This window comes from Hyalangium sp. (assembly GCF_045802625.1).
Classification (GTDB): Bacteria; Myxococcota; Myxococcia; order Myxococcales; family Myxococcaceae; genus Hyalangium.
Genome location: NZ_JBJMQP010000007.1, coordinates 112,622 through 136,012 on the forward strand (window position 1 = coordinate 112,622; position 23,391 = coordinate 136,012).

Annotated in this window: 15 protein-coding genes and 2 tRNA genes; 8 read left to right on the forward strand and 9 right to left on the reverse strand. The window is 68.7% G+C overall.

Annotation, left to right across the window (positions count from 1 at the left end; translation table 11 throughout):
* The first annotated feature begins 14 nt into the window (after positions 1-14).
* Complete coding sequence (locus ACJ8AT_RS01230) at positions 15-1,043, forward strand: methyltransferase (protein ID WP_407735665.1); 1,029 nt, start codon at positions 15-17, stop codon at positions 1,041-1,043.
* An 18-nt stretch (positions 1,044-1,061) separates the two neighbouring features.
* Here ACJ8AT_RS01230 and ACJ8AT_RS01235 read toward each other — a convergent pair whose 3' ends face one another.
* Positions 1,062-2,147, reverse strand: coding sequence for a hypothetical protein (locus tag ACJ8AT_RS01235; RefSeq protein ID WP_407735666.1), 1,086 nt, complete (start codon positions 2,145-2,147; stop codon positions 1,062-1,064).
* A gap of 181 nt (positions 2,148-2,328) precedes the next feature.
* On the opposite strand from ACJ8AT_RS01235, the gene ACJ8AT_RS01240 reads away from it, so the two are divergent.
* Positions 2,329-3,345 (forward strand): serine/threonine protein kinase, encoded by a 1,017-nt coding sequence (locus ACJ8AT_RS01240; protein ID WP_407735667.1) that lies wholly within the window; start codon positions 2,329-2,331, stop codon positions 3,343-3,345.
* A gap of 172 nt (positions 3,346-3,517) precedes the next feature.
* On the opposite strand, the gene ACJ8AT_RS01245 is transcribed toward ACJ8AT_RS01240, so the two are convergent.
* From ACJ8AT_RS01245 to ACJ8AT_RS01260, 4 genes are all read right to left on the reverse strand, one after another.
* Positions 3,518-3,811: a PilZ domain-containing protein gene (locus ACJ8AT_RS01245; RefSeq protein WP_407735668.1), complete on the reverse strand. Its 294-nt coding sequence runs from the start codon at positions 3,809-3,811 to the stop codon at positions 3,518-3,520.
* A 106-nt stretch (positions 3,812-3,917) separates the two neighbouring features.
* Positions 3,918-9,413, reverse strand: a complete 5,496-nt coding sequence (locus ACJ8AT_RS01250) for a DNA repair ATPase (RefSeq protein WP_407735669.1) — start codon at positions 9,411-9,413, stop codon at positions 3,918-3,920.
* Positions 9,414-9,534: 121 nt separating this feature from the next.
* Positions 9,535-11,757 (reverse strand): hypothetical protein, encoded by a 2,223-nt coding sequence (locus ACJ8AT_RS01255; RefSeq protein WP_407735670.1) that lies wholly within the window; start codon positions 11,755-11,757, stop codon positions 9,535-9,537.
* A 112-nt stretch (positions 11,758-11,869) separates the two neighbouring features.
* Positions 11,870-12,724, reverse strand: coding sequence for a hypothetical protein (locus ACJ8AT_RS01260; RefSeq protein WP_407735671.1), 855 nt, complete (start codon positions 12,722-12,724; stop codon positions 11,870-11,872).
* Between the two features lie 147 nt (positions 12,725-12,871).
* Between ACJ8AT_RS01260 and ACJ8AT_RS01265 the strand changes: the two genes are divergently transcribed.
* The 4 genes from ACJ8AT_RS01265 to ACJ8AT_RS01280 all read left to right on the forward strand — a co-directional run bounded on the left by ACJ8AT_RS01265 (position 12,872) and on the right by ACJ8AT_RS01280 (position 17,503).
* Entirely contained in the window at positions 12,872-13,906 is a 1,035-nt protein-coding gene (locus ACJ8AT_RS01265) for a DNA topoisomerase IB (RefSeq protein ID WP_407735672.1), read from the forward strand.
* A gap of 184 nt (positions 13,907-14,090) precedes the next feature.
* Entirely contained in the window at positions 14,091-16,256 is a 2,166-nt protein-coding gene (gene ppk1, locus ACJ8AT_RS01270; protein ID WP_407735673.1) for a polyphosphate kinase 1, read from the forward strand.
* Positions 16,257-16,376: 120 nt separating this feature from the next.
* The gene (locus tag ACJ8AT_RS01275; protein ID WP_407735674.1) at positions 16,377-17,087 is read left to right on the forward strand and encodes a 2OG-Fe(II) oxygenase; all 711 of its coding nucleotides are present in this window, start codon (positions 16,377-16,379) and stop codon (positions 17,085-17,087) included.
* A gap of 65 nt (positions 17,088-17,152) precedes the next feature.
* Positions 17,153-17,503 carry a hypothetical protein gene (locus tag ACJ8AT_RS01280; RefSeq protein WP_407735675.1) on the forward strand — a complete coding sequence of 117 codons (351 nt, stop codon included), beginning with the start codon at positions 17,153-17,155 and terminating at the stop codon, positions 17,501-17,503.
* 94 nt (positions 17,504-17,597) lie between these two features.
* On the opposite strand, the gene ACJ8AT_RS01285 is transcribed toward ACJ8AT_RS01280, so the two are convergent.
* The 4 genes from ACJ8AT_RS01285 to murJ all read right to left on the reverse strand — a co-directional run bounded on the left by ACJ8AT_RS01285 (position 17,598) and on the right by murJ (position 21,866).
* A tRNA-Met gene (locus ACJ8AT_RS01285) sits at positions 17,598-17,671 on the reverse strand.
* 73 nt (positions 17,672-17,744) lie between these two features.
* Positions 17,745-17,818 (reverse strand) — tRNA-Met (locus ACJ8AT_RS01290).
* Positions 17,819-17,885: 67 nt separating this feature from the next.
* Positions 17,886-19,946, reverse strand: a complete 2,061-nt coding sequence (locus ACJ8AT_RS01295) for a S1 RNA-binding domain-containing protein (RefSeq protein ID WP_407735676.1) — start codon at positions 19,944-19,946, stop codon at positions 17,886-17,888.
* Between the two features lie 216 nt (positions 19,947-20,162).
* Entirely contained in the window at positions 20,163-21,866 is a 1,704-nt protein-coding gene (gene murJ, locus ACJ8AT_RS01300) for a murein biosynthesis integral membrane protein MurJ (RefSeq protein WP_407735677.1), read from the reverse strand.
* A gap of 107 nt (positions 21,867-21,973) precedes the next feature.
* Between murJ and ACJ8AT_RS01305 the strand changes: the two genes are divergently transcribed.
* Together ACJ8AT_RS01305 and ACJ8AT_RS01310 are read left to right on the forward strand one after the other, a co-directional pair.
* Positions 21,974-22,489 (forward strand): ferritin family protein, encoded by a 516-nt coding sequence (locus tag ACJ8AT_RS01305; protein ID WP_407735678.1) that lies wholly within the window; start codon positions 21,974-21,976, stop codon positions 22,487-22,489.
* Between the two features lie 27 nt (positions 22,490-22,516).
* Positions 22,517-23,380: a family 1 encapsulin nanocompartment shell protein gene (locus ACJ8AT_RS01310; protein WP_407735679.1), complete on the forward strand. Its 864-nt coding sequence runs from the start codon at positions 22,517-22,519 to the stop codon at positions 23,378-23,380.
* Positions 23,381-23,391 lie beyond the last annotated feature (11 nt).

The following is a 23,391-nucleotide window of genomic DNA, read 5'->3' on the forward strand; positions in this document are numbered from 1 at the left end:
CAGGAGCAGTCACCATGGCCGTCCCCCCCACCGGCTCCCCGCCCGCGGATCCTGCTGTCCTGCGGCGCATGATCTTTGGACTCTGGACCACGCGGTCCCTCTACGTCGCCGCGGAGCTGGGCGTCGCGGACCAGCTCGCCTCGGGGCCTCGCTCCTGTGAGGAGCTCGCGGCGGCCTGCGGAGCGGACTCCTCGGCGCTGTACCGCGTGCTGCGCGCCCTGTCCGGCCTGGGCCTCTTCACCGAGACGGATCCGCGCCACTTCGCCCTCGCCCCGCTGGGCGAGTACCTGCGCAGCAACGTGCCCGGCTCCATGCGCGCCTTCATCCGGATGATGGGGGCGAGCTGGCACTGGCGCACCTTCGAGGGGATCCTCTCCAGCGTGCGCACTGGCCAGCCAACCACGGAGGGCATGGGCGGCCAGAGCCTCTACTCCTTCCTCGGGCAGAACCCGGAGCAGGAGCAGCTCTTCGATCAGGCGATGACGAGCTTCTCCTCCGTGGAGCACGAGGCTATCCGTCAGGCCTGGGACTTCACCACCTCGGGGACGCTGGTGGACGTGGGCGGTGGACGCGGGCACCTGCTGGCGGAGCTGCTGGGCGCTCATCCCGGCCTGCGCGGCATCCTCTTCGACAGGCCCTCGGTCGTCGCGGGCGCGCGGGACGCCATCCGCGAGCGGGGCCTCGATGGGCGCTGCGAGCGCGTGGGCGGAGACTTCTTCGAGTCCGTCCCCTCCGGCGGCGATGCCTATCTGATCAAGTACGTCCTCCATAACTGGGACGACGCGCGCGTCAGCGCCATCCTCCAGAGCTGCCGGCGCGCCATGAAGCCCTCGGCCCGGCTGCTGCTGGTGGAGCAGCTCGTGCAGCCCGGCAATGCGCCGGATCCGGTGCGGCTGCTGGACGTGGAGATGCTCGTGCTGGTGGGAGGACGCGAGCGCACCGAAGAGGAGTTCCGCGGGCTGCTGGCCGCCAGCGGCTTCTCCCTGGTGCGCGTGGTGAACACCCGCCTGCCGCTGTCCATCGTGGAGGCAGCCCCGGTCTGAGCGCCCTCCCGTGAGGGCCTATGGCGTTCCGCTGCCGCCGCTCGCGGGAGCGGGCGCCGGCTCGGGAGCCTTCTTGCCCTCCGGCACCTTGAAGCCCAGGTACGTCCCGGAGCTGATGCCCATCAGGCCCAGCAGCGTGGCGCTGAAGTTTGGCATCTCGAGCTGGCGGTAGACCGAGGCGCAGAAGATGACGCCGAGCACCAGTGTCCACACGAAGAGCTGGAAGCGGTGCAGGCTGATCGTGCCGCTGGCGTCCGTCAGCAGATCCCGGATGAAGCCACGAGACTCCAGCGGCTTGCCCGCCTCCGGGGGCACAGCGGCCGAGGGCTGGTCGCCCGCGGTCTGCTTGGACTGATCAATCAGCGCCGACCCCAGCGCCGTGCCCGCGCCGATCCCGAGCAGTGCCAGCACCGAGTCGGTGATCGTGTCCAGCTCGTCGTTGATCATCCAGATGAAGAGGTACGCCGTGACCACGAGGAAGAACCAGAAGGCCATCTGGAACAGCGAGAGGTTATAGGGCTGCTTCAACACAGGCAGCGTCGCGGGCCCCGAGCGGATCAACCCGCCCTTGCGGCAGAGCCAGAGGAAGAGCAGCGCCCCTCCGACCGAGATCCCCACGAAGAGGAACAGCCGCGAGCGGGGGATGATCTCGAGCTGGAAAGCGGTGACGTTGCTCGGGACCGAGAACTGATCGGTGGCGCCGACGCTGATGCTGACCGGGCGCAAGTAATGGGAGGGGCTGCCCAGGAGCAGGCGCCAGACATCGTCCGACTGCTGCGTCCGCAGCAACCGATACCGCACATGGCCACCCGCCGCGTCGCACGAGCTGGGCTGGAGCCCCTTGATCGCCATCCCATCGATGAAGAGGACGATCCCGCTGCACATGTCGTTCGCCTGCTTCAGCAGGGCCGGGAAGTTCTGCACGTGCACGGAGAACAGGTCATCCAGACCGGCCGTGGTCCAGTGCTCTTCGAAGTACGAGTGGGCGTAGTAGACGCGCGGGGCTCCATTGTCGTCCTGGACCTTGGGCGCATCCGGCGGCTCGATCTGCGCCAGCGCTGAATGGGCCACGAGCAGGACTCCGAGGACCAGCAATGTGCGCATATCTCCTCCTTCACCCAGTGTAGACGAGCCGCTTCCCGGAGCGACTCTGTGGCGAAAAAGGGAGGGGGATGTTTCGGGTTACAGCTCTGCTGGAAAATGATTCTCTCTTCTTGCGAAATCTCTGTTTTCCAAGATAGAAGAGGATATCAAGGGTGCATTTTTTCATCGCGGCAAGACTCCAATGACGATGATGCAAGCGCAGAAGCGGCAGCCTCTCCCCTTTGGCGACTACCTCCTGCTGGACCGTGTAGGCATTGGCGGCATGGCCGAGGTGTGGCGCGCGAAGATGTTCGGCGCGGAGGGGCTCGGACGGCTGGTGGCCTTGAAGCGGATCCTTCCGCACTTCGCGGATGACGATGAGTTCGTCTCCATGTTCCTGGACGAGGGGCGCATTGGCCTGCAGCTGCTGCACACGAACGTGGCGCAGGCCTTCGAGCTGGGACAGATCGGCCCCTACCCGTTCCTCTCGCAGGAGTACATCCCGGGCAAGTCCCTGGGCGATCTGCTGGCCCACTTCCGCCGGGCCTCCGAGCCGGTGCCGCTGCCGCTGGCCTGCTACTGCATCTCGCGGATGTGCGCGGGCCTGGACTACGCGCACCGCAAGACGGACGGGCGCGGGAGGCTGCTGAACATCATCCACCGGGGCCTCTCGCTCGAGGACGTGCTCATCTCCTACGAGGGCGAGGTGAAGGTGATCGACTTCGGCATCGCCCGGGCGGCGGGCCGGGTGACGCAGACGCAGCCCGGCATCCTCAAGGGCAAGATCGGCTACATGAGCCCGGAGCAGATCGACGGCTCGCCGCTGGACAGGCGCTCGGACGTGTTCGCCATCGGCGTGTGCCTCTATGAGCTGCTCACGGGTCAGCGGCCGTTCGCGGGGGACAGCGATCTCGCCACGCTGGAGCTGACGCGCAAGGCGCGGGTGACGCCGCCCTCCGTGCACAACCCGTATGTGCCTCGGCCGCTGGATCAGATCGTCCTCAAGGCGCTCGCCAAGGACGTCAAGGATCGCTTCGAGTACGCGGGCGAGCTGGGTGACGCGCTCCAGGACTTCCTCATCCACCGCGACCTGTGCTTCGACCAGGAGACCCTGGAGCGCTACATGCGCAACACCTTCTCCACGGACCTCGCACACGAGGCGCTGCGCCAGCAGGAATATGCGCGGCTGATCCCCCCGAAGGACTTCGACATCCACTGAGGGGCGGGCGGCAGGCTTCAGGCGCCGAGGCATTCCTGCGAGACTCGGGCGCCCACCCTGGAGCGTCCCATGCGCAAGCCTGCTGGCGGCGTCGGACGAGGGCTACAAGGCGAAGGAGCTGCTGCGGATCCTGAAGCTCGCGGGGGTGACGAGGGACTGAAGCCTGGAGCTTCTACCCCCCGAGGAGCCACTGGGCCTCGGAGGGGAACTCGGTGAGGCGCACGCCCATGCGGTTGGGCGCCTGGGGCTGTCCGGCCGGGCGGGCCCAGACCACCTCGCCCCGGAAGGGCAGCTTGCAGCCGCCCACGTCAAAGGTGCCGTGGAGCAGCGAGCCCGGCATGAAGACGAAGGGCGCCTCCACGCTGAAGCCGCCCGTGGAGACGTCGGCGGTGCGGGCGAAGACGCGGTTTCCGAGCAGAAGCGAGAAGCGGCGCGAGTTACGAGCAGGGCGGGGGGAGGTGGGCATAGGCACATGGTGATACAGGCCCGTAGCCGCGCAAGTTTCCCGCTGGTTCTGAACCTGTCTGACTGTCGGACAGGTTTTGCTCAACGCGCACCGCCAGGACCGTGCCTCAGCGCAACTGAATCATGGCCTGGACCAGCGCGAGCGCCTCGGTGACGGTCTGCCAGACCTGCATGGCCTTGAGCTCCTCTTCGCCGTGCTGAAGGCTGTGCCTGGCGGCGCGCTCCAGCGGCTCCAGCGCGGCCTGGATGAGCGAGACCTGCCGAGGCAGATCCACCGGCATCGGCGCGGAGGCTGCCCTCGCGAGCGCGGGCGCCACCTGCACGGGACGCTCCGCCATGGCCGCCACCGCCTTGGTGAGCTGCTCCATGTACGGCGCGATATCCGCGGCCGGGGCTGGCGCTGCCGCGGGAGCCTGCAACGAGCGCTCCGCCAACGCCTTGAGCACCTTCGCCAGATGCTGGAGGTAAGGCGAGAGGTCCGGCCCGGGCGGCACGTTCACCACCGGCGCGGGCGGCGGCGTCTGCTTCACCTCGCGCGCCACCTTGGCCACCTCCAGCACGGCCTCTCGCAGCGCCTCCAGACGAGGCGTGACGGCGGCCACCGGATCCTGCCCGGGCTTCTTCTCCTGCTGGCCCTTGCGCACCGTCTCCGCCGCCTGCGCCACCGCCTGGCTCACCGCGCCGAGCTGCTCCTCGATGGCGCCGAGCTGGCCGGTGACGCGCGCCACCGGATCGTCCTCCTTGCCACCCATGCGCTTGACGCGCGCGAAGCCCTGCTTGATCTCCTCCCAGCGCTTCGCCTTCTCCGGCGAGAGCCTCCCGCGCAGCTCCGCCAGCTTGAGCAGGTTCTGCTCCGCGGCGGTGGTGAGCGTCTGGGACTCGCCCTGGTAGTGGTCGTCGATGAGCCGCTCCAGCTCCTCGTCGGTCATCGCCGCCACGACCTTCTCGGCGAGCTTGTTCATGTTGCGGTAGCTGCCCTGCAGCTTGAACGCGGGCTCGGTCCGGTAGCGCTCATCCTGCGCCGCCGAGGCGATGTACTGAAGATTTACCTTCAGCAGCACCCTCTGCACGCTGAACAGCCGCTGCAGCACCGCGACGATCTCCTGGATCTCCGCCGCCGCGTAGCCGTACGAGAGCTCGCCCGAGTTCACCTCTTCCCCGCGCGCCATCCGGATGAACTTCTGGATGTCGCCCGGATCGCGCGTGGCCAGCGGCGCCAGCGCGGGGTTCGAGGTGAGCGAGTTCTCGATGTAGCTGAGCGCGAACACATCCTCCTTGCCGTCGAGGATCTCGCCCAGGTTGTACGTGTCCGCGCGGTTGGCGAGCATGTCCGGGATGCGGAAGCGATCGCCCGTCTCCGTGTACGGGTTGCCCGCCATCACCACGCAGAACTTCTTGCCGCGCAAGTCATACGTGCGCGTGCGGCCGTTCCACACGCCCTCGACGCGGCGCTGGCCGTCGCACAGCGAGATGAACTTCTGGAGCAGCTCCGGATCCGTGTGCTGGATGTCGTCGAGGTAGAGCATCACGTTGTTGCCCATCTCGAACGACAGGTTGATGCGCTCCACCTCCTGCCGAGCGGTGGCGTTGGGCGCCTCCGCCGGATCCAGCGACTTCACCGAGTGCCCCAGCGCCGGGCCGTTCACCTTCACGAAGGTCAGCCCGAGCCGGCTCGCCACGTACTCCATGAGCGTCGTCTTGCCGTAGCCGGGCGGAGACATGAGCAGCAGCATGCCCATGCGATCCGTGCGCTTGTTCTCCCCCGCCGCACCGAGCTGCTTGGCCAGGTTCGCGCCGATGAGCGGCAGGTACACCCCGTCGATCAGCCGGTTGCGCACGAAGGAGCTGAGCACCTTGGGGCTCAGCTCCTCCAGCCGCAGCTTCTTGCGCTCGCGCTCCAGTTGCTCGCGCAGCAGGCCGCGGTAGGCGTGGTAGGCGGGCACGCGGAGCTGCCGGAACTCGCCCAGCCGCGCGAGGAACTCATCCAGCCGCAACGTCATCTTGCGGTCGGTGATGCGCGGGTGCTGCCCCAGCAGGCCCGTCACCTCCAGCGCCGTGAGCGCGCCGGCCTCCTGGCGATCCAGCTTGCGATCGGTGAGCAGCAGCACGGCGGCCTCCACCGCCACGTGCGCCGCTTCGCCAGGCCCCCCCTCGCGCTGGGCCAGGTACGCGTCCACCCAGGCGCGGGCGATGCGCAGGCGCTCGGGGAGGTTCTTCTCCAGCCCGCGCAGATCTTCCTCGAAGGCCGGGCGGTTGCCCTGCCGATCGAGCTGGCCGACAAAGGCATCCCGCAGCGCCACCGCCTCCGTGCTGGTGGTGAAGCGAGGCCGATCCGACCCCAGCTCCTCCACGAGGTAGCGGCCGGCCTGACGAGCCTCCGCGGGCGAGTGCACGATCTTGTTCGCGGTGAGGAAGGCGCCCACGCTCTCGCCCAGCTCGTCCCCGAGCACCGTCAGCTCCGCCGCGCTGGCGAACACCGTGCGCAGGCGGGCCAGGCTCCGAGCCCGGCGGTGGAAGATGGCACGGCCCGCGTCATCCGAGTCGAAGGCCCAGTAGAGGGCGGCCCAGGCGCGCGGCGTGGGAGCGAAGCGCAGCAGGCCCGCGCCCCGGTGGAGCGAGAGCAGCTTCTCCAGAATCGCCGCCGCGTCCGCGTCGTGGATGCCGCGCTCGTAGCCTTCATCGAAGCGCTCGGCGGAATAGGCGCGCACGCGCTCCAGCAGGGTGCCCGAGGTGATGGCCTCCTGCAGCGCCGAGAGGCTCAAACTGCCCCTCCCCTCCTCCGCGTCCGCGAGGAGGTTCGCGGCCAGGTACTCCGAGCGGTACACCTCGCGCGTCTCGGAGACGAGGTGCTGCTCCCACAGCTCCCGGTACTTCTCCAGCGCCGGATCCTCGATCCGCTGGGCATAGTCCGTTCCGGACAGCTGCATGTAGAGCGCGCCATCGCGCGGCACCAGCGTCAGGTCCAGCGCCTGCGTGTTGACGTTGAAGCGGTACTTGCCGAACTTGATGACGGCCTGGCCGTCCTCGAAGAGATCCTGGCGATCCCGCAGGGCGCGCAGCGCCTCCTGGCGCGCCGTCTTCACTCGGGAGAGAACCTCGTCCGCCCGGACGCTGTCCTGCAGCTCCATGAGCTGGTCGGAGAGCTGCCGCAGCTTCTGCACCATCGAGTCGGACGCGAAGTACGTGTTCAGCTCGTCGTCCGACTTGAAGGACTTCGCCCGGCGCTGCACGCCGACGAGGATGCGCTCGGCGGCGCTGAACAGGTTCTGCGCGCGGCGCTGGCGCTCGTCCACCAGCGCCTGCTTCTTGGCGCCGAACGCCTCGAGCAGCTCCTCGCGCTTCTGCGTGATCGGCCCGAGGAACTCATCGAACTCGCCGAAGCGCCCCTCCAGCTCCTCGAGCTGGACGGTGATGCGGGACAGGCCCTCGTCGCACTTCTCGGGCGTGTCCGCCACGGACAGGCCGCTCTCAATGTTTTGCGCGAGCAGCTTGAACTGGGCGCCGAACTCCGCGCGCTTCTCGCGGCCCACCAGCTCCTTGCGCTTCACCTGGAGCCCGGCGCGCACCCGGTTGAGCCGGGAGAACAGCTCGGAGATGCCCTCCAGGATTTTCGCACGCGCCAGCGGATCGCCCACCTGGAGCCCGCCCACCACCTCGCCCAGCACCTCCAGGCCCTTGCCGACCTTCTCGATGTCCTCGGCCAGCGGGGCCAGCTCCATCGTGGTCTGCACTGGCTCCAGCTTCGCGAGCAGCTCGTCCAGCCGCGTGCCCACCGGCTGGAGCGCCTCGCCCTTCTGGAAGAAGGTGACGCACTCGGCGCTGACCCGATCAGTCTCCTCGATGACCTGCTTCTCCAGCACCTCGACCCGGGCCAGCTCGATGTAGCGGATCTCCTTGAGGGAGATGAGCTGGCCGCGCTGCTGGCGCAGCTCCGTGAGGCCCTGCATATAGGCCTCGGCGTTCGTCAGCTCCTCCGGGCGCAGCTTCAGCAGCAGCTTCTGCTGCTTCTCGTCCGCGCCGGTGATGGCCTCCACCGCCCGCTTCTGGAGCGCCTGGACCTTCTCGAACTCGTCGATGATGAGCTCGGAGGTGCGGCGCAGCGCCTCCATGGGCGCCTGGAGCCCCACCTCGGCATGGGCCAGCCAGTAGTACGCGTCCAGCGCGCGAGTCACCGAGGAGATCAGATCCTCGTAGGTGCGCCGGGTGGGCTTCTCCGTCTTCGCCATCCGATGGAGCGTCAGCGCGTCGGAGATGCCTCGCACCAGCTCCGCGTTGCCCACCTTGCCCAGGTAGCCGGGGGCCGCGGGCATGGTGGCGGCGTGCTCGGCCGAGACGAAGGGCGTCTGCCAGATCTGCATCGGGTGGACGCGCGTCGGCTCGTTCGAGGTGGCGCGGAAGATCACCAGACACCCATCCGCGAAGAGGCTGAAGCCGTGCCCGAGCAGCGGGTTCTGCACCTCCTTGCGGACCAGGTTGTACGGGAAGAGGACGTAGGCGCCCTCGTCGCGGCGGTGGAAGACGTAGAGCACGTCCTCGCCGTTGGGCGAGCGGATGGCCTTGGCGAACTCCATGCCCTCGGAGGTGCCCTCGAAGACCTTGTAGTCGCCCGTCTGCAGGTAGAAGCCGCCGGGGAAGATGACGCCCTGATCCTCCGGCAGCCGCACGCACGCCTGCCCGATGGCGTCGATGCGGATCACGTGCTGGGTGCGCGTGTTGAAGACCAGGTAGCGGTGCGTCTTCTCGCGGAACGGCAGCACGCGCAGCAGGATGAGGGCGCCCACCTTCGCGTAGGCGATCTCCGCGTCATCCAGCGCCTGATCCGCGTCCTCCACCGGCTCGCTGTAGATGCCCAGGCCGGTGCTGGTGTTGTTCTCCACCTTGACGGTGAGGTCGCCCTTCACCGTCTCGACGAACACCTGATCCAGGATGTTGACGTGCGGGTGGGTGCCCAGCACGTAGCTCTCGCGCGAGGTGACGGTCCACTCGAAGTCGTGCGACGGCGGGAAGACGTGATCGCGCTCGCCCTGGTTGTCGATATAGGTGGCGCGGCCCTCGACATCGACGCTGAAGCGGAACACCTTGATGTCCCGCAGCGTGAGGCCCGTCTGGAAGATGGCCAGCAGCCGCGTCTCGTTGCGGCTGAGCTGCAGCAGCTTCGCGTCCTTGTAGTACTTGTACAGCTCCCCGAAGTCCTTCACGAACCGGGGATCGGCCAGGAAGCCGCCGGCCTCGGTAGGAGGCACCGCCGAGAGATCAAACCCCTCCGCCGTCTTCTCGAACTTGTGCAGCGAGAAGACGTCCGCGACGGCCGTCTCCTTCTTCAGCCCGAGGAAGACGTTGTAGCCGAAGAGCAGGTACTTCCCGACGCTGATGATGTCGCGCGGGACGCAGTTGTTCTCCGTGCGGACCCGCTCGTTCCCGATGACGGTCAGCTCGGTGCCGCCGAAGAGCGCCTTGCGCCGCGCGTTGAGGTCCGCAGCCCGAGTGCCCAGCTCTCCAGCCTGAGCCAGCAGACGGGCGCGGATGACCTCGTAGCTGCCGCCCTCCAGCGTCGTCTCGCTCGCAGGAGCCGTGCCCGCGGGCTTCGCGCCGTCAGTTGCCATGATGATTCACCGGGAAGAAACGGAGAGGAAATCGAGAGAAAGGTGCACCCTCGCCTCCTGCCCTCTCTGGTTCAGGAGAGGCAGGAAGCGAGGGGCATGAACGGCGCGGGAGCGCGTGGAGCTACCCGCGGGACTTCTCGGCGGAGGCGGGCCGGCCGCTGCCCTCCACCACGGGCCCCGGCTGCGCGGCGGCCTGCGGAGGCGGAGCGTTGGACACCATGCGGTGCAGCAGCGCCGCCACCGCGAGGTTCTGCGCGTCGTTGGTCAGCCCCGGCTTGGAGAGGATCTCCTTGAGATCCGCCGGCAGATCCTTCTCGCCGTTCAGGTAGCCCTGGAATGCCGTGTGGAGCGCCTCGCCGTGATCGAGCGCCCCGTCCACCGAGGTGCCGAAGGACACGGCCTTGACGAACCGCTCGAAGAACTGGCCGTCGCCGCCGACGATCTGGAACTTCGCGTGGCTGAAGGCCTCGGCGAGCACCTTGGCCTGGGACTCCGCGATGTCCTTGCGGACGCGGATGGACTCGAGCTGCACGTCGCGGTCCTTCTGCAGCCGCAGGCGGAACTCCTCGTGATCCTTGCCCACGCCGTCCAGCGCCTTCATGGAGTTGGCCTTCTCGGCGAGGCCCCGGGCCTCGGCCATGAGCTTCTCCTGGATCGCGACCGCCTCGGCCTCGCCGCGCTTCTGGATGGCGCTGGCCTCGGCCTCCTGGGCGCGAGCGTGTGCCAGGCCCTGCTCCTGAGCGCCCGCGGCCTCGGCCAGCATGCGCTTCTGGACGGCGGCGGCCTCGGCCTCCTGGATGCGCGCCTTGGCCAGGCCCTTCTCCTGCTCACCCGCGGCCTCGGCCAGGAGCCGCTCGCGGATGGTCTCGGCCTGCGCCTGGCCTTGCTTCTTGATGACCTCGGCCTCGGCCTCCTTCACGCGCACGTTGGCCAGGCCCTGCTTCTCGCTGGCCACGGCGTCCGCCTCGCGCACGCGCACGTTGGCCAGCCCCGGGGCGGCCGTCTCGGCCTGAATGCCCTCGGCCAGCCGCATCTTCGCCTTGGCCGTCTTGTCCGCGGCCTCGAGGTCCGCCTCGGCCAGCGTGAGCCGCTCCTTGGCCGTGAACTTGGCCACCTCGTTGCTCGCCTCGGCGGCCTTGATGTCCTTGACCAGCTTCTCCTGGGCCTGGGCCTCGGCGGTGATGATCATGGCCTCCTTGCGGCGCTTGGCATCGGCCGTCACGCGCAGATCCTTGATGCGCTCCTCCTCCTCGGCCACCGTCTTGTCCACGGCGATGCGGCCGCGGATGACGTCCGCGATGGCCTTCTTCTCCGTCTCGACGGCCTTCTCCTTGGCGATGCGCTGCAAGTCCGTCTCGCGCTCGCGGTTGATGGCCTCCAGCATCCGGTCCTTCTCGACGCGCTCGGTCTCCACGCCGATCACGCGCTCGCGGTTCTTCCCCGCCACTTCGATCTGGCGCTGCTTGTTCTGCTCGTTGATCTGGATCTCTTCCTCGGCCTTGATGCGCGCCAGTTCCGCCTTGGCATGCTCCTCGGCCTTCACGCGATCGGCCTCGGCCGTCTCGCGGGCCTGGACGCTCTCGATCTCGCGCTTCTGCTTGGCGGCGGCCTCGGCGCGCTGGCGCTCGAGGGCGAAGATGGCCTCGTCCGCCTCGACGTTGCGCTTGGTGATGGCCATGCGCTCGCTCTGGCGGAACTCGTTGGTGCTGACGTTCTGCACCGTGGTCAGCTCGGTGATCTTCCGGATGCCCTGCGCGTCGAGGATGTTGTCCTTGTCCAGCATGTCGACGGGGGTCTGCTCCAGGAAGTCGATGGCGCAGTCCTCCAGCATGTAGCCGTTGAGATCGCGCCCGATGACCTTGACCACCTCGTCCTTGATCTCGTCACGCTGGGTGTAGAGATCCTCGAAGTTGAAGCGCTTGCCCACCGTCTTGAGGGCCTCGGAGAACTTGGCCTCGAAGAGGTGCTCCAGGGTGCCCTGATCGCTGGCGCGCACGCAGCCGATGGCGCCGGCCACCTTGAGCACGTCCTCGCGCGTCTTGTTCACCCGCACGAAGAAGGTGACCTTGATGTCCGCGCGGATGTTGTCCTTGCAGATGAGGCCTTCCTTGCCCCGCCGGTCGATCTCCACCGTCTTGAGCGAGATGTCCATCACCTCGGCCCGGTGGATGATGGGGATCACCACCGCGCCGGTGAAGGTGACCATGGGCTCGTGCTTGAGCGTGTTGACGATCAGCACCTTGCCCTGATCCACCTGCCGGTAGAAGCGGGCGACGGTGAAGAGCGTGCCGAAGATGATGACGACGGCTCCGCCGCCTATCGCGAGTGCGCTGACTGGATCCATTGCGTTCCTTCTGGGGTGAGAAAGCGGCGGGCCTGGGATGACACCCCCGGAGTCCCCCCGCGAACGGAGCTCCGGGTGCCGAGAGCGCGACGCCTGAGCGCCGCGAAAGTCGTCAATGCGCCCGATCCCGAGCGCGAGCGGCAATCGCCGCGCCCTTCGTCGGATCGTGGATCTGGGAGATCTCCTCGGGCAGGAGGAAGTCGACGGGCTCCACCTCATAGACGTCCCGGGCGGGATCGTATCCGAGGATCAGCGCCTGATCGCCGCGCTTGAGCTGGTTGTCCCTGGAGCAGAAGACGTTGAGGATCAGCCCGGCGCCGCCGTCCTCGAAGGTGGCATGGCCGAAGGAGCCGGTGACGCTGCCGCTGTTGATGGTGCACACGCGGCCCATGAGCGAGTCGCGCCCCGGCGCCTTGGTGGCGATGAAGACACGCCGCAGCGGCCGCACGGCAAGAGAGGCCACGAGCGTGCCGAGCACCAGGCTCAGCAGGAACACGCCGCTGCTGAGGACGACGCTCGGGAGCATGGAGCCAAGCCACGCGAACACCGTGTCGCGGCTCAGGAAGGACAGGACCCAGGAGGCGAAGATGACGAAGCTGCCGGAGATCGTCACCGGGATGCCCGAGAAGCCCAGCGCGGCCAGCAGCCCCGCGTCCGCATCCGCGTCATGATCGTGGCCGTGGTGGCCGCCCGCGTGGTGCCCGTCCATCGAGGCCCCGGCGGCCTTGGCGCCTCCGACGAGCCCGCCCGCGGCCTTGGCTCCGCCTTCGAGGAGTCCTCCGGCGGCCTTGGCGCCTCCGATGAGCCCGCCCGCGGCCTTGGCTCCGGCGGCGAGATCCATGTGGCCGTCGAGCATGTCGATGCCCGCCGCGCCCACGATGACGAAGAGCCAGTACGTCAACGCCACCCCCATGAGGATGGTGAAGAAGACGGTGGGGAACGCCAGGATGGAATCGAGGAAGGGCATCGGACCCGGGGCGGGAGTTTCGCGGAAGTCTAGTCCAGCCAGGGGGCAACCGGGGAGGCCCTCCTCCTTGCTTGTCTGCCTGCCGCTCGTGCCACCTGCCTGTAGCGGTTTGCAGCAAGGGAGCAGGCTGCGCATTCCAAGGGGACCATGACCCAGATTGAGCGCCTCCAACACGAGGGAATCCGGAGGCTGGGCAGCCCCCAGCGGGGGTTTCGGTACGTGAGAGCGGACGGCCGCCCCGTCGCTCGGCAGGAGCGCGAGCGCATCGAGGCCCTGAAGATCCCTCCAGCCTGGACGGAGGTGGCGATCTCACCCTCGGTGAAGTCGAAGCTGCAGGCGGTGGGCAAGGACGGCGCCGGGCGGTGGCAGTACCGCTACCACGAGTCCTTCACGCGCCGGCAGCAGGAGGAGAAGTACCGGCGCATCATGGGCTTCGCGCGGGCGCTGCCTCGGATGCGGAAGCGGGTGAGCGAGGATCTGCGGCGCAAGGGGCTGGGACGGGACAAGGTGCTGGCCTGCATGCTGCGGATCCTCGGCACGTGCTTCATCCGTCCGGGCAGCCAGGTGTACGCCGAGGAGAACGGGAGCTTCGGCCTGGCCACGCTGCGCGCCCGGCACGTGAAGGTGGTGGGCGACACGGTGTACTTCGACTACCCGGGCAAGAGCGGCCAGCGGCAGCACCGCGAGCTGAAGGATCGCCGGGTGGCGACGATCATCCGGCAGTTGCTGAAGGTGCCCGGCCGGGACGTCTTCAAGTTCGTGCTGGATGACGGGCATGTGGTGGACGTCCGCCGCCGCCACCTCAACGAGTACATCCAGGAGGTGATGGGGCCGGACTACAGCGCCAAGGACTTCCGGACGTGGGCGGGGACGCTGATCTGCGCATGCGCGCTGGCGCGGGCCCGGCAGCGGGTGAAGCAGGCCGCGGCCGAGGGCGGCCCGAGGGCGGCGAAGAAGACCATGGTGGCCGCGGTGCGCGAGGCAGCCGAGCACCTGGGCAACACCCCGGCGGTGGCGAAGTCCTCGTACATCTACCCGTCGGTGCTCGCGATGTTCGAGCAGGGCAAGGTGGTGGGCCGCTACTTCGAGTCCGTGGAGGAGCTCGCCCAGCATGAGGGGCCGGAGCTGCACTGCTCGGAGAAGGCCCTGCTGGACATGATCAAGGAAAGCGCCACTGTGTGAGCCGCATTGCCTCGGTACCGGGACTCGCAGGTGTGGCGCGTGGTCTCCAGCAAACAGGCTCTGTCCCAAACTGGAAGGAAGCCCCCAGCGCATTATCCGAACGCTGGACGAAAGAGCCCGACCGGAGCGCGAGCCCCCTTGCGAGAGCGTTTCCCCTGGCCACCCTCCTCCCAAGGAGCCGGATATGGCCAAGCGCACCTCCAACGGCCGAGGCAGCCGGAAGACCATCGAGCGGGACGCCATCCCCGAGGGGGTTGACGTGCCGGACCGCGCCCTGTTCTTCAGCAGGGAGCTGTCCTGGATGGCCTTCAACGATCGGGTGCTGCAGCTGGCCGAGGATGCCTCGGTGCCGCTGATGGAGCGCCTGAAGTTCTGCGCCATCTACGCGCGCAACCTCGACGAGTTCTTCATGATCCGCGTGGCGCGGCTGCACGAGCAGCACCGCAGCGGAGTCTCGCGCCTGGTGCCGGACGGAGCCACGCCGGGCGAGACGCTCGACAAGCTGCACGAGGGCCTCCGCGAGCAGGGCTGGCGTCACAACGCCTGCTTGGAGCAGGTGCTGCGGCCGGCGCTGGCGGAGAAGGGCCTGCGCATCCTCTCGATGAAGGAGCTGGACGCGGAGGCCCGGGCCCAGGTGGATCAGCGCTTCCGCGAGCAGATCTTCCCGGTGCTCACGCCGCTGGCGATCGGGCTGGGGCGGCATTTCCCGTACATCTCCAACCTCTCGGTGAGCCTGGCGGTGCTGCTGAGGGATCCGGTGGCGGAGGTGGAGAACGTGGCGCGGGTGAAGGTGCCCAAGGAGCTGCTGCCGCGCTTCGTCCCGCTCAAGGTGGCCAGCGGGGCGGCGTTCGTCCCGCTCGAGGACATCATCGCCCACCACCTGGGCGCGCTGTTCCCCGGGATGGAGGTGCTGGACTACAGCCTGTTCCGGGTGACGCGGGACGCGGACTTCACCGTGTCCGAGGACGCCGAGGATCTGCTGGTGGCGGTGCAGGACGAGCTGCGCCAGCGCCGCTTCGGGGACGTGATCCGCCTGGAGGTGCAGGCGGGGATGAACCCGAAGCTGTGCGAGCCGCTGGTCGAGGCGCTCGGGTTGGAGCCGCGGCAGGTGTACGAGGAGCAGGGCCTGCTGGCGCTGGCGGATCTGCACTCGGTGGTGGCGACGCCGGGCTTCGCGGAGCTGAGGGATCCGCCGTGGGCGCCCGTCACCCAGCCTCGGCTGCGCCCCGAGCCCGAGGCGGAGGGCGGCACGACGGTGATGGCGGCGATGCGCCGGGGCGATCTGCTCGTCCACCACCCATACGAGTCCTTCGCCACCTCGGTGGAGCGCTTCGTCACGGAGGCCGTGGAGGATCCGGACGTGCTGGCGCTCAAGCAGACGGTGTACCGGACCTCGGACAGCTCTCCGCTGGTGCCCGCGCTGATCCGAGCCACCGAGGGCGGCAAGCAGGCCGTGTGCATGGTGGAGCTCAAGGCCCGGTTCGACGAGCGCACCAACATCCAGTGGGCGCTGGCGCTGGAGGAGGCGGGAGTGCACGTCGTCTACGGCATCCCCGGGTTGAAGACGCACGCCAAGGCGATCCTGATCGTCCGCCGGGAGGGCAGCCGGATCCGGCACTACGTCCACATCGGCACGGGCAACTACAACCCGAAGACGGCGCGCCTCTACACGGACATGGGGCTGTTCACCACGGATCCGGAGATCGGCGCGGACGTGGCGGACCTGTTCAACTACCTGACGGGGTTCGCCCGCCCGCAGTCCTTCCGCAAGCTGCTGGTGGCGCCCATCAACCTGCGCGAGGGCCTGCTCGCGGAGATCCGCCGCACGGTGGCGGCGCACACGAAGGACAAGCCCGCGCGCATCCAGATGAAGATGAACGCGCTGGTGGATCCGGTGATGATCCGCGCCCTCTATGACGCCTCGCGCGCAGGGGTGAAGGTGGAGCTCAATATTCGAGGCATCTGCTGCCTGCGCCCGGGGGTGCCAGGAGTCTCCGAGAACATCCGGGTGGTGTCCGTCCTGGGGCGCTTCCTGGAGCACGCGCGCATCTACCTTTTCGAGCGGGGCGGAGAGACCCGCTGCTATATGGGCTCGGCGGACCTGATGCCGCGCAACCTGGATCACCGCGTGGAGGCGCTGACGCCGGTGGAGGACGCGCAGCTCCTGGCCCAGGTGCGCGACGTGCTCGACCGGTGCCTCGTGGACAACACGCACGCGTGGGCGCTCGAGGCGGACGGCACGTGGCGCCGGCGCTCGCCCAACAGCGGCGAGAAACGCTGGGGCCAGGGCGAGCTGATGGAGCGAGCGGTGCGGCTGGCACAGGCCACCACCGGCCGCCCGCTCTCCTGAGAAAAGAGAGCAGGCCGTCATCTGGCTGCTCCCCACCCCCAGGGCAGACAGGATGACGAGCGGCAAGCCGCTGCCGATTGCCCGAGCCCACCTGGAACCGAACCCGGTAGGCTCCCGTTCGTGAGCGAGTACGTCACCCATCGCGACGCGCTGACAGGTCCCCGGCTGGAGGCGCTCCGGGAGGCCCTGCTCGCGTCACGCTTCGTGGCGCGCAGCCCGCTCATGGGCACGTTCCAGGCCAGCAAGGGCTTCGCGTTCATCTTCACCGAGGCGGGACAGGCCACGCTGCTGGAGCGCTTCCCCTTCCTCGCGGACTACCTCTCGCTGGTGCAAGAGCCGGCGACGGCCCGGGGGCTGCTGCCCTGGCGCGAGCGGCTCTTCGGTCCGCGCGGAGCTCGCCTCCGGCCCAATGCCTTCTATCTGAACCTGCTGCTGCTCGAAGCCGGCAAGAGCGTGGGGCGGCACGTCGACGCCACGCTGCGCGAGCCCAGCGGCGTTCCGGGCGCCGTCCCCGAGCACGTCAGCGTGCTCTACCTGGAGGTGCCCACCGCAGCCCAGGGCGGCACGCTGCACCTGCTGCGGAATGACCAGCCCGTGGGAAAGGTCCGTCCCCGTCCCGGGCTGCTCGTGCAGTTCCGAGGGGATCTCCAGCACGAGGTCCAGCCCTTCACCGGCGGCTCGGAAGGAGCGCTCCGAGCGAGCCTCGTCTGCGAGCAATACGCCTTCGCTCCCGAGGCGCTGGCGCGCGTTCCTCCCTTCCGGATCCAGTCCAAGGCGGGCTTCGCGGCCTACCTGGACGAACACCGCGACCGCGAAGCCGCGACACGGTAGACCGCGAGCACGCCCTCAAAATCGCTGGACAGGAAGAGACCCGCTAAGGACTCATGCGGAGCACCATGAGCCTCGCGAAGAAACTGAACCTCAAGGACGGCATGAAGGTCCGCGTCGTGGGCAAACCCGCGGACATCGACCTGGGAGACGTCGCGGTCACCACCTCCGCCAAGGCGGAGGCCCTGCTCATCTTCGTCAAGACGCTCGCCGAGGTGGATGCGAAGTGCGCCCCTCTCATCGAGGCCGCGAAGGAAGACCGCCTCGCCTGGGCGGCGTACCCCAAGGCCGGGCAGCTGGGGACGGATCTCAACCGGGACGTGCTCTGGGAGCACCTGAAGAAGCAAGGCATCGAAGGAGTGCGCCTGGTGGCGATCGACGCCGTCTGGAGCGCCCTGCGCTTCCGCCCCGAGAAGTGAGCGCCTGAGCGAAGGGGAGCGCTGTCGGCCTGAGGCCCGCCGAGGACAAACAAAAAGCCGGAACCACCGTGCGGTGATTCCGGCCTCTTGAGAGTTGCGGGGGCAGGATTTGAACCTGCGACCTTCGGGTTATGAGCCCGACGAGCTACCAGGCTGCTCCACCCCGCGATAACCGTGGTGACTTTCTTTAGAACGACGGAGGCCCTTCCAGATATTCCGGAAGGGCCTCCGGTGCTTCCAGTTGCGGGGGCAGGATTTGAACCTGCGACCTTCGGGTTATGAGCCCGACGAGCTACCAGGCTGCTCCACCCCGCGGCAAAAGCGGGAGGCTAAGTACCGCCCTCCCCCCAGTGCGTCAACTCCTTTTTCCGGAGCCCGCCCCTCAGCCCTTCTTGTTCTTCAACAGGTCCGCGAGCGTACCGAATCCCTTGCCGCCACCGCCGGCAGGCTTCTGGCTCTTCTGCCACGCCTCGAGATCCGCGCGCTCCTCCGCACGCTCGGCCGCGGTGATGGACAGGCGGATCTTCCCGGACGCGTCGATGTCCAGGATGGCCACCTTCACCTCCTGGCCCAGCGAGAAGTGCTTGCGCAGATCCGTGCCGCGATCCGTGCCCGTCTCCGCTGCCGGGAGCAGGCCCTTGCCGCCGGGGAACTGCAGGAACACACCGTAGGGCTCGATGCGATCGACCTTGCCCACCACCACCTGGCCCACCTTCGGGCGCGGCGCCTGGGGCTCGGTGGGCTTGGCGGCCTTGGCCTCGGGGGCGGGACGCTCCTCGGCCGGGCGCTGCGCCTCGTCCTCGGAGATCTTCCGCAGGCCGATCCGCTTCTCGTTGGGATCGATCTTCTCGATCACCACCCAGATCGTCTCGCCCTCCTTCACCACGTCGCGCGGGTGAGCGATCCGGCGATCGGACAGCGCGGAGATGTGCACCAGGCCATCCACGCCCGGACGCAGCTCCACGAACGCGCCGAACGCCTGCAGCCGGACGACCTTGCCCTGCAGCCGGTCGCCTTCCTTGAGGGTGGCCAGCGCGGCCTTGAAGGGATCCTCCTGGCGCGAGCGCATGGACAGCGTGATGCGCTCCTTGTGCTTGGCCTTGTCCGGCGAGCTCGGCTGGGGGGCCTCGAGGCGGATGATCTCCACCTCCACCTCGTCGCCCACCTTCACCACCTCGCTCGGGTGGCCGATGCGCACGTGGGACATCTCGGAGACGGGGATCATGCCCTCCACGCCGCCCAGATCCACGAAGGCGCCGAAGTCCCGCACGCCGGTGACCTTGCCCTTGACGATCTTGCCCACGTCCAGCGTCTTGCGCGTCTGCTCCGCCAGCTTCTTCTGCTCGTCCTCGAGCAGCGAGCGCCGCGACAGCACCACGTTGCGATCGCGCACCTCGGTGACGCGGAAGGTGAGCTTCTCGCCGATGAACTGATCCGGCTTCTCCACGAAGCGGATGTCCAGCTGGCTGATGGGGCAGAACGCGCGCACGTCGCCGATGGCCACCTCGACGCCGCCCTTGTTCACGCTCAGCACCATGCCCTCCACGGGCATGCCCGAGGCCCGCGCCTCGGCGAGCATGGCCATGTTCGCGCTGCCCTTGGCCAGCGCCCGGCTCAGCAGGATGCCGCGAGCGCCCGCCTCGATGACGTGCGCCTCGATCGGATCACCCACGCCGTAGCGGAGGATCCCCTCGTCGTCCTTGAGCTCGCGCAGCTCGATCATCGCCTCGCTCTTGACGCCATCGAGCGACACGAACGCGGTGTCCGCGCCGAGCTGGAAGATCTTGCCCGTCACCTTCTCGCCGATGCGCACGCTGCGCCGGGCGGGAACGCCGCCTTCCTTCACCTGCGCCTCGAACATCTGCGCGAAGGACTCGTGCTCGGGCACCTCCTCATAGAGGGCGCTGCTCGGAGCAGGCACCGGCGAGGGGCGCGGCGTGGGAGTCGGCGTGGGAGCCGGCGTCACGGCAGCCTCGGCGGCCGCAGCCTCACCCGTGGCGGGAGCCGTCTCGGTGGCCGCGGAGGGCTGCTCGCCCACCGGGCCTCGCGTCTCGATGACGCCGGAGGCGCGCTTCACGACGACCATGGGGCCCTGGGGCTTGCGCTCGCCCCCAGCCTTGCGCTCGCCACCCGCACCACCGCCGCCGCGCGGACCGCGATCCCGATCACCCCGGGGCTTGCGCTCCTCGCGAGGCCCCGCGGCAGCCGCGCCGCTGGTGTCACCCTCGGGCTTCGGACGCGCGTCGCGCTCACCGCCTCCCCGGCGGTCAGGCCCACCACGGCCCCGGTCACTTCCCCGGTCTCCGCCGCGATCGCCTCCACGCCCCTCGCGCTCACCACCGCGACCCGAGGGGATACCGAGCATCACGTCACCGAAGGTGGCCTTAGGCTTCTTGGGGCCGCCAAACCCACCTGCTCCAGAACCGCTCTTCTCGTCGCTCACTGCCGAGCCCTTCCTGAAGGAATTCTTGGCCGGTTTCAGGCGAAACCCGGCTCCTGAAAAAGGCGGCGCACTCTACACACGCGGCACGCTCGGACGGAAGTCGCTTGCGGCCTTTCGCGGGCACCCCATCTCCTGCTTAACGCGCCGCGCCTGACACTCCATCCCTGTTTTCCCAACGAATGACTGCCTGCCCGCCCTCCCGCAGCCGCCTCCAGACTACCGCCCCAGGAGCCTGCTCGCCCGGCGGAACACCGCCTGCGCCTGGGGCATCCCCAGGGCCGCGGCGAGGGCAAAGTAGACGATTCCGAAGGGAAGGACGACCGCAATGCAGCACAGCACCGGGTGCATCGCCGGAGGCACGAGCACGCTTCCGCCCCACTCCTGGGCCACGCCGGCCATGGGCCCCAGGAGCCGGGCCAGGAGCAGCTTGACGCCCAGCGCCACGAGCCCCGCCGCCCCGGCACAGGCCCAGAGCTTCGTGAGCAGGCCCGGAGGTGTGCCTACATAGCCCCCGATGCGCCGGGCGAGGCTCCGGCGCAGCAACGCCGCCTCCAACCAGGCCAGCGCGCCCGTGACGCCCGTAATGAAGAAGCCGCCCAGGTGGCGGGGCAGCCCAATCCACTCGGGCAGGTACAGGCCCGTGGCCCAGGTCAGGCCGGCGGTCAGGGCCACGCGCAGGACGGCGAAGCGCAGCGGCGTGCCCGGATCCTTCAGCGCGTAGAAGGCGGAGGAGTAGAGCCGGCCCACGGCGGAGGACACCAGGCCCACCGCCGCGCCCATCAGCAGATACCAGACATAGCGAGAGTCCGCGGGGGTGAACCGCCCGGTCTGGAGCAGCGCCGAGCCCACCACATCCCCGATGAAGAGGAACGCGGCGGCCGAGGGCACGACGAAGAACGCCACCCGGCGCGCGCTGGAGTCGATCCGCTCGCGCAGCTTCCGGTTCACCTCTTCGGGGGCGGCGCCACCGGTGGCGCGGGACATCTCGGGCAGCTCGGCCGCGGAGACCGCCATGCCAAACAGGCTCACCGGGATGAGGTAGATCGTCTGCGCGTAGAAGAGCGAGGACAGGGCCCGCTCGGACAGCAGCGACGCCACGGCCGTATCCACATAGGCGCTGATCTGCACGACGCCGCGCCCGACCACCACCGTCGTGAAGCTGCGCAGCACCCGGCGCACATGGACGCTCGCCACCGAGAGCGAGGGCCGGAACTGTCCGAGCAGCCGCAGCACGGGCGGCACCTGCACGGCGAACTGGAGGAAGCTCCCCAGCACCACCGCGTACGAGAGCAGCTCCACCAGCCGCCTCTCGGTGCTGCTGCGGCCCATGATCAGCAGCGTGGCGATGAGGACGGCGTTCCACACCACCGGCGCCAGATAGGAGAGGAAGAAGCGGCGGTGGCTGTTGAGGATGCCCAGGCACCACGCCGACAGCACCAGCAGCCCCGTGCCGGGGAAGACGATGCGGACCAGCTGAATGGCCAGCTCGCGCGACCCGCCCTCGAGTCCCGGGGCAATGAGGTCCACGAACAGGGGCGTGACGAGCATGCCCGCCGCCACCACCACGCTGGTGGCCACCGCGAGCAGCCCGAAGATGGCCCCCGCCAGCCGGTCGGCCTCCTCCTGCTTCTTCTCTCCCAAGAGCTGGGCGTACACGGGGATGAAGGAGCCCGAGAGCACGCCCTCGCCGAAGAGGTTCTGCAGGAAGTTGGGGATGCGCAACGCCGCCTTGAAGACGGCCGCCGCCTCCGCGTTGCCCAGGTAGTGCGCGAAGACACGCTCGCGCACCAGGCCCATCAGGCGCGAGGCGAGGATTCCGGCGGCGACGAACAGCGCACCGCGGCCACTGCCTGGCTCCGCCTTTTGAGCGGTGGGGTCGGGCTCCGAAGGGGGACTCTGGCGAGGCACGGAGGCGGTCAAAGGAGCGGCGCAATCTACGCGGGACGTTCACAGCCATGAAGCAAGAAGACAGACGGCCACTGTTTTCCTTGACGGTGCCCCCAGCGGGCCGCAATGGTCCCTGCCCGATGGCGGGTCCCTCGGACAGCGAGCTCCTGAACGATGTCGCGCGCATCCGGCGTGTGCTGGCGCGCGAGCTGGAGACCATCAACGAGTACGAGTCCTTCGCCCAGGCCGCCTCGAGCCCCGAGGTCCGCGCCTTCTTCGCCCACCTGGCCACCGAGGAGAAGGAACACGTCGCCGAGGCCACCCAGATGCTGCGCCAGCTGGACAGCGCGCAGAACACCCACTTCGCCAACCCCATCGGGCCCGGCCACTTCCAGAAGGCGATCGGCGCATCGCCCGGTCCGTCGCCTGGCCCATTGCCTATCCCCTCGCCTGCCCCCTCGCCTGCCCCAGCTCCCAGTCCGGCTCCCTTGGGCAACGGCGGGGGCCGCTCCGCGGCCGAGCCCATCCCTCCCCTTCCCCCTGAACGCGTCATCTATGGCCTCACCGCACCTCCCTCCCAGAACGCCTACCCGCTCACCGTGGGTTCGCTCAGGCGTCCTGGTGGCGGGGGCGATGGCCGCGGTGGCAGTCGCTGACGATTTCCTCCTGAGAGGAGCACGCTGATGCCTGACTTCCTTGGACATGCCGAGAACCCACTGCGTGAAGAGGAGTGGGCGCGTCTGCACGAGACTGTCATCCAGGTGGCCCGCCGCTCGCTCGTGGGCCGCCGCATCCTGGACATCTACGGGCCGCTCGGCGCGGGCGTGCAGACCGTGCCCCATGACGAGTACCAGGGCGTCTCCCCGGGCGCGGTGGACGTCGTCGGCGAGCAGGAGACGGCCACCGTCTTCACCGACCAGCGCAAGTTCAAGACCATCCCCATCATCTACAAGGACTTCCTGCTGCACTGGCGCGACATCGAGGCCGCGCGCATCCACAACATGCCGCTGGATGTGTCCGCCGCCGCCGGCGCCGCCGCCCTCTGCGCGCAGCAGGAGGACGAGCTGATCTTCTACGGCGATCCGAAGCTCGGCCACGAGGGGCTGATGACGGCCACCGGCCGGCTGACCGTGCCGCTCGGCGACTGGACGCACCCGGGCGCCGGCTATCTGGCCATCGTCGAGGCCACCCGCAAGCTCAACGAGCACGGCCACTACGGCCCCTATGCCGTCATCGTCTCGCCGCGCCTGTATTCGATGCTCCACCGCATCTATGAAAAGACCGGCGTGCTGGAGATCGAGACCATCCGCAAGCTGGCCTCCGACGGCGTCTTCCAGTCCAACCGGCTCCGGGGGGACTCGGGCGTAGTGGTGTCCACCGGCCGCGAGAACATGGACCTGGCCGTGGCCATGGACATGGTCACCGCGTACCTGGGCGCCTCTCGCATGAACCACCCGTTCCGCGTGCTGGAGGCGCTCATCCTGCGCATCAAACACCCGGACTCCATCTGCACGCTCGAGGGCGCCGCCCCTCCGCCGCGCAAGTAACCCTGGGACCC

Excerpts from the sequence above, each read along its gene's own strand:
- ACJ8AT_RS01230 (WP_407735665.1), top strand. The coding sequence starts at position 15 with ATGGCCGTCCCCCCCACCGGCTCCCCGCCCGCGGATCCTGCTGTCCTG.
- ACJ8AT_RS01235 (WP_407735666.1), bottom strand. The coding sequence starts at position 2,147 with ATGCGCACATTGCTGGTCCTCGGAGTCCTGCTCGTGGCCCATTCAGCG.
- ACJ8AT_RS01240 (WP_407735667.1), top strand. The coding sequence starts at position 2,329 with ATGACGATGATGCAAGCGCAGAAGCGGCAGCCTCTCCCCTTTGGCGAC.
- ACJ8AT_RS01245 (WP_407735668.1), bottom strand. The coding sequence starts at position 3,811 with ATGCCCACCTCCCCCCGCCCTGCTCGTAACTCGCGCCGCTTCTCGCTT.
- ACJ8AT_RS01250 (WP_407735669.1), bottom strand. The coding sequence starts at position 9,413 with ATGGCAACTGACGGCGCGAAGCCCGCGGGCACGGCTCCTGCGAGCGAG.
- ACJ8AT_RS01255 (WP_407735670.1), bottom strand. The coding sequence starts at position 11,757 with ATGGATCCAGTCAGCGCACTCGCGATAGGCGGCGGAGCCGTCGTCATC.
- ACJ8AT_RS01260 (WP_407735671.1), bottom strand. The coding sequence starts at position 12,724 with ATGCCCTTCCTCGATTCCATCCTGGCGTTCCCCACCGTCTTCTTCACC.
- ACJ8AT_RS01265 (WP_407735672.1), top strand. The coding sequence starts at position 12,872 with ATGACCCAGATTGAGCGCCTCCAACACGAGGGAATCCGGAGGCTGGGC.
- ppk1 (WP_407735673.1), top strand. The coding sequence starts at position 14,091 with ATGGCCAAGCGCACCTCCAACGGCCGAGGCAGCCGGAAGACCATCGAG.
- ACJ8AT_RS01280 (WP_407735675.1), top strand. The coding sequence starts at position 17,153 with ATGAGCCTCGCGAAGAAACTGAACCTCAAGGACGGCATGAAGGTCCGC.
- ACJ8AT_RS01305 (WP_407735678.1), top strand. The coding sequence starts at position 21,974 with ATGGCGGGTCCCTCGGACAGCGAGCTCCTGAACGATGTCGCGCGCATC.
- ACJ8AT_RS01310 (WP_407735679.1), top strand. The coding sequence starts at position 22,517 with ATGCCTGACTTCCTTGGACATGCCGAGAACCCACTGCGTGAAGAGGAG.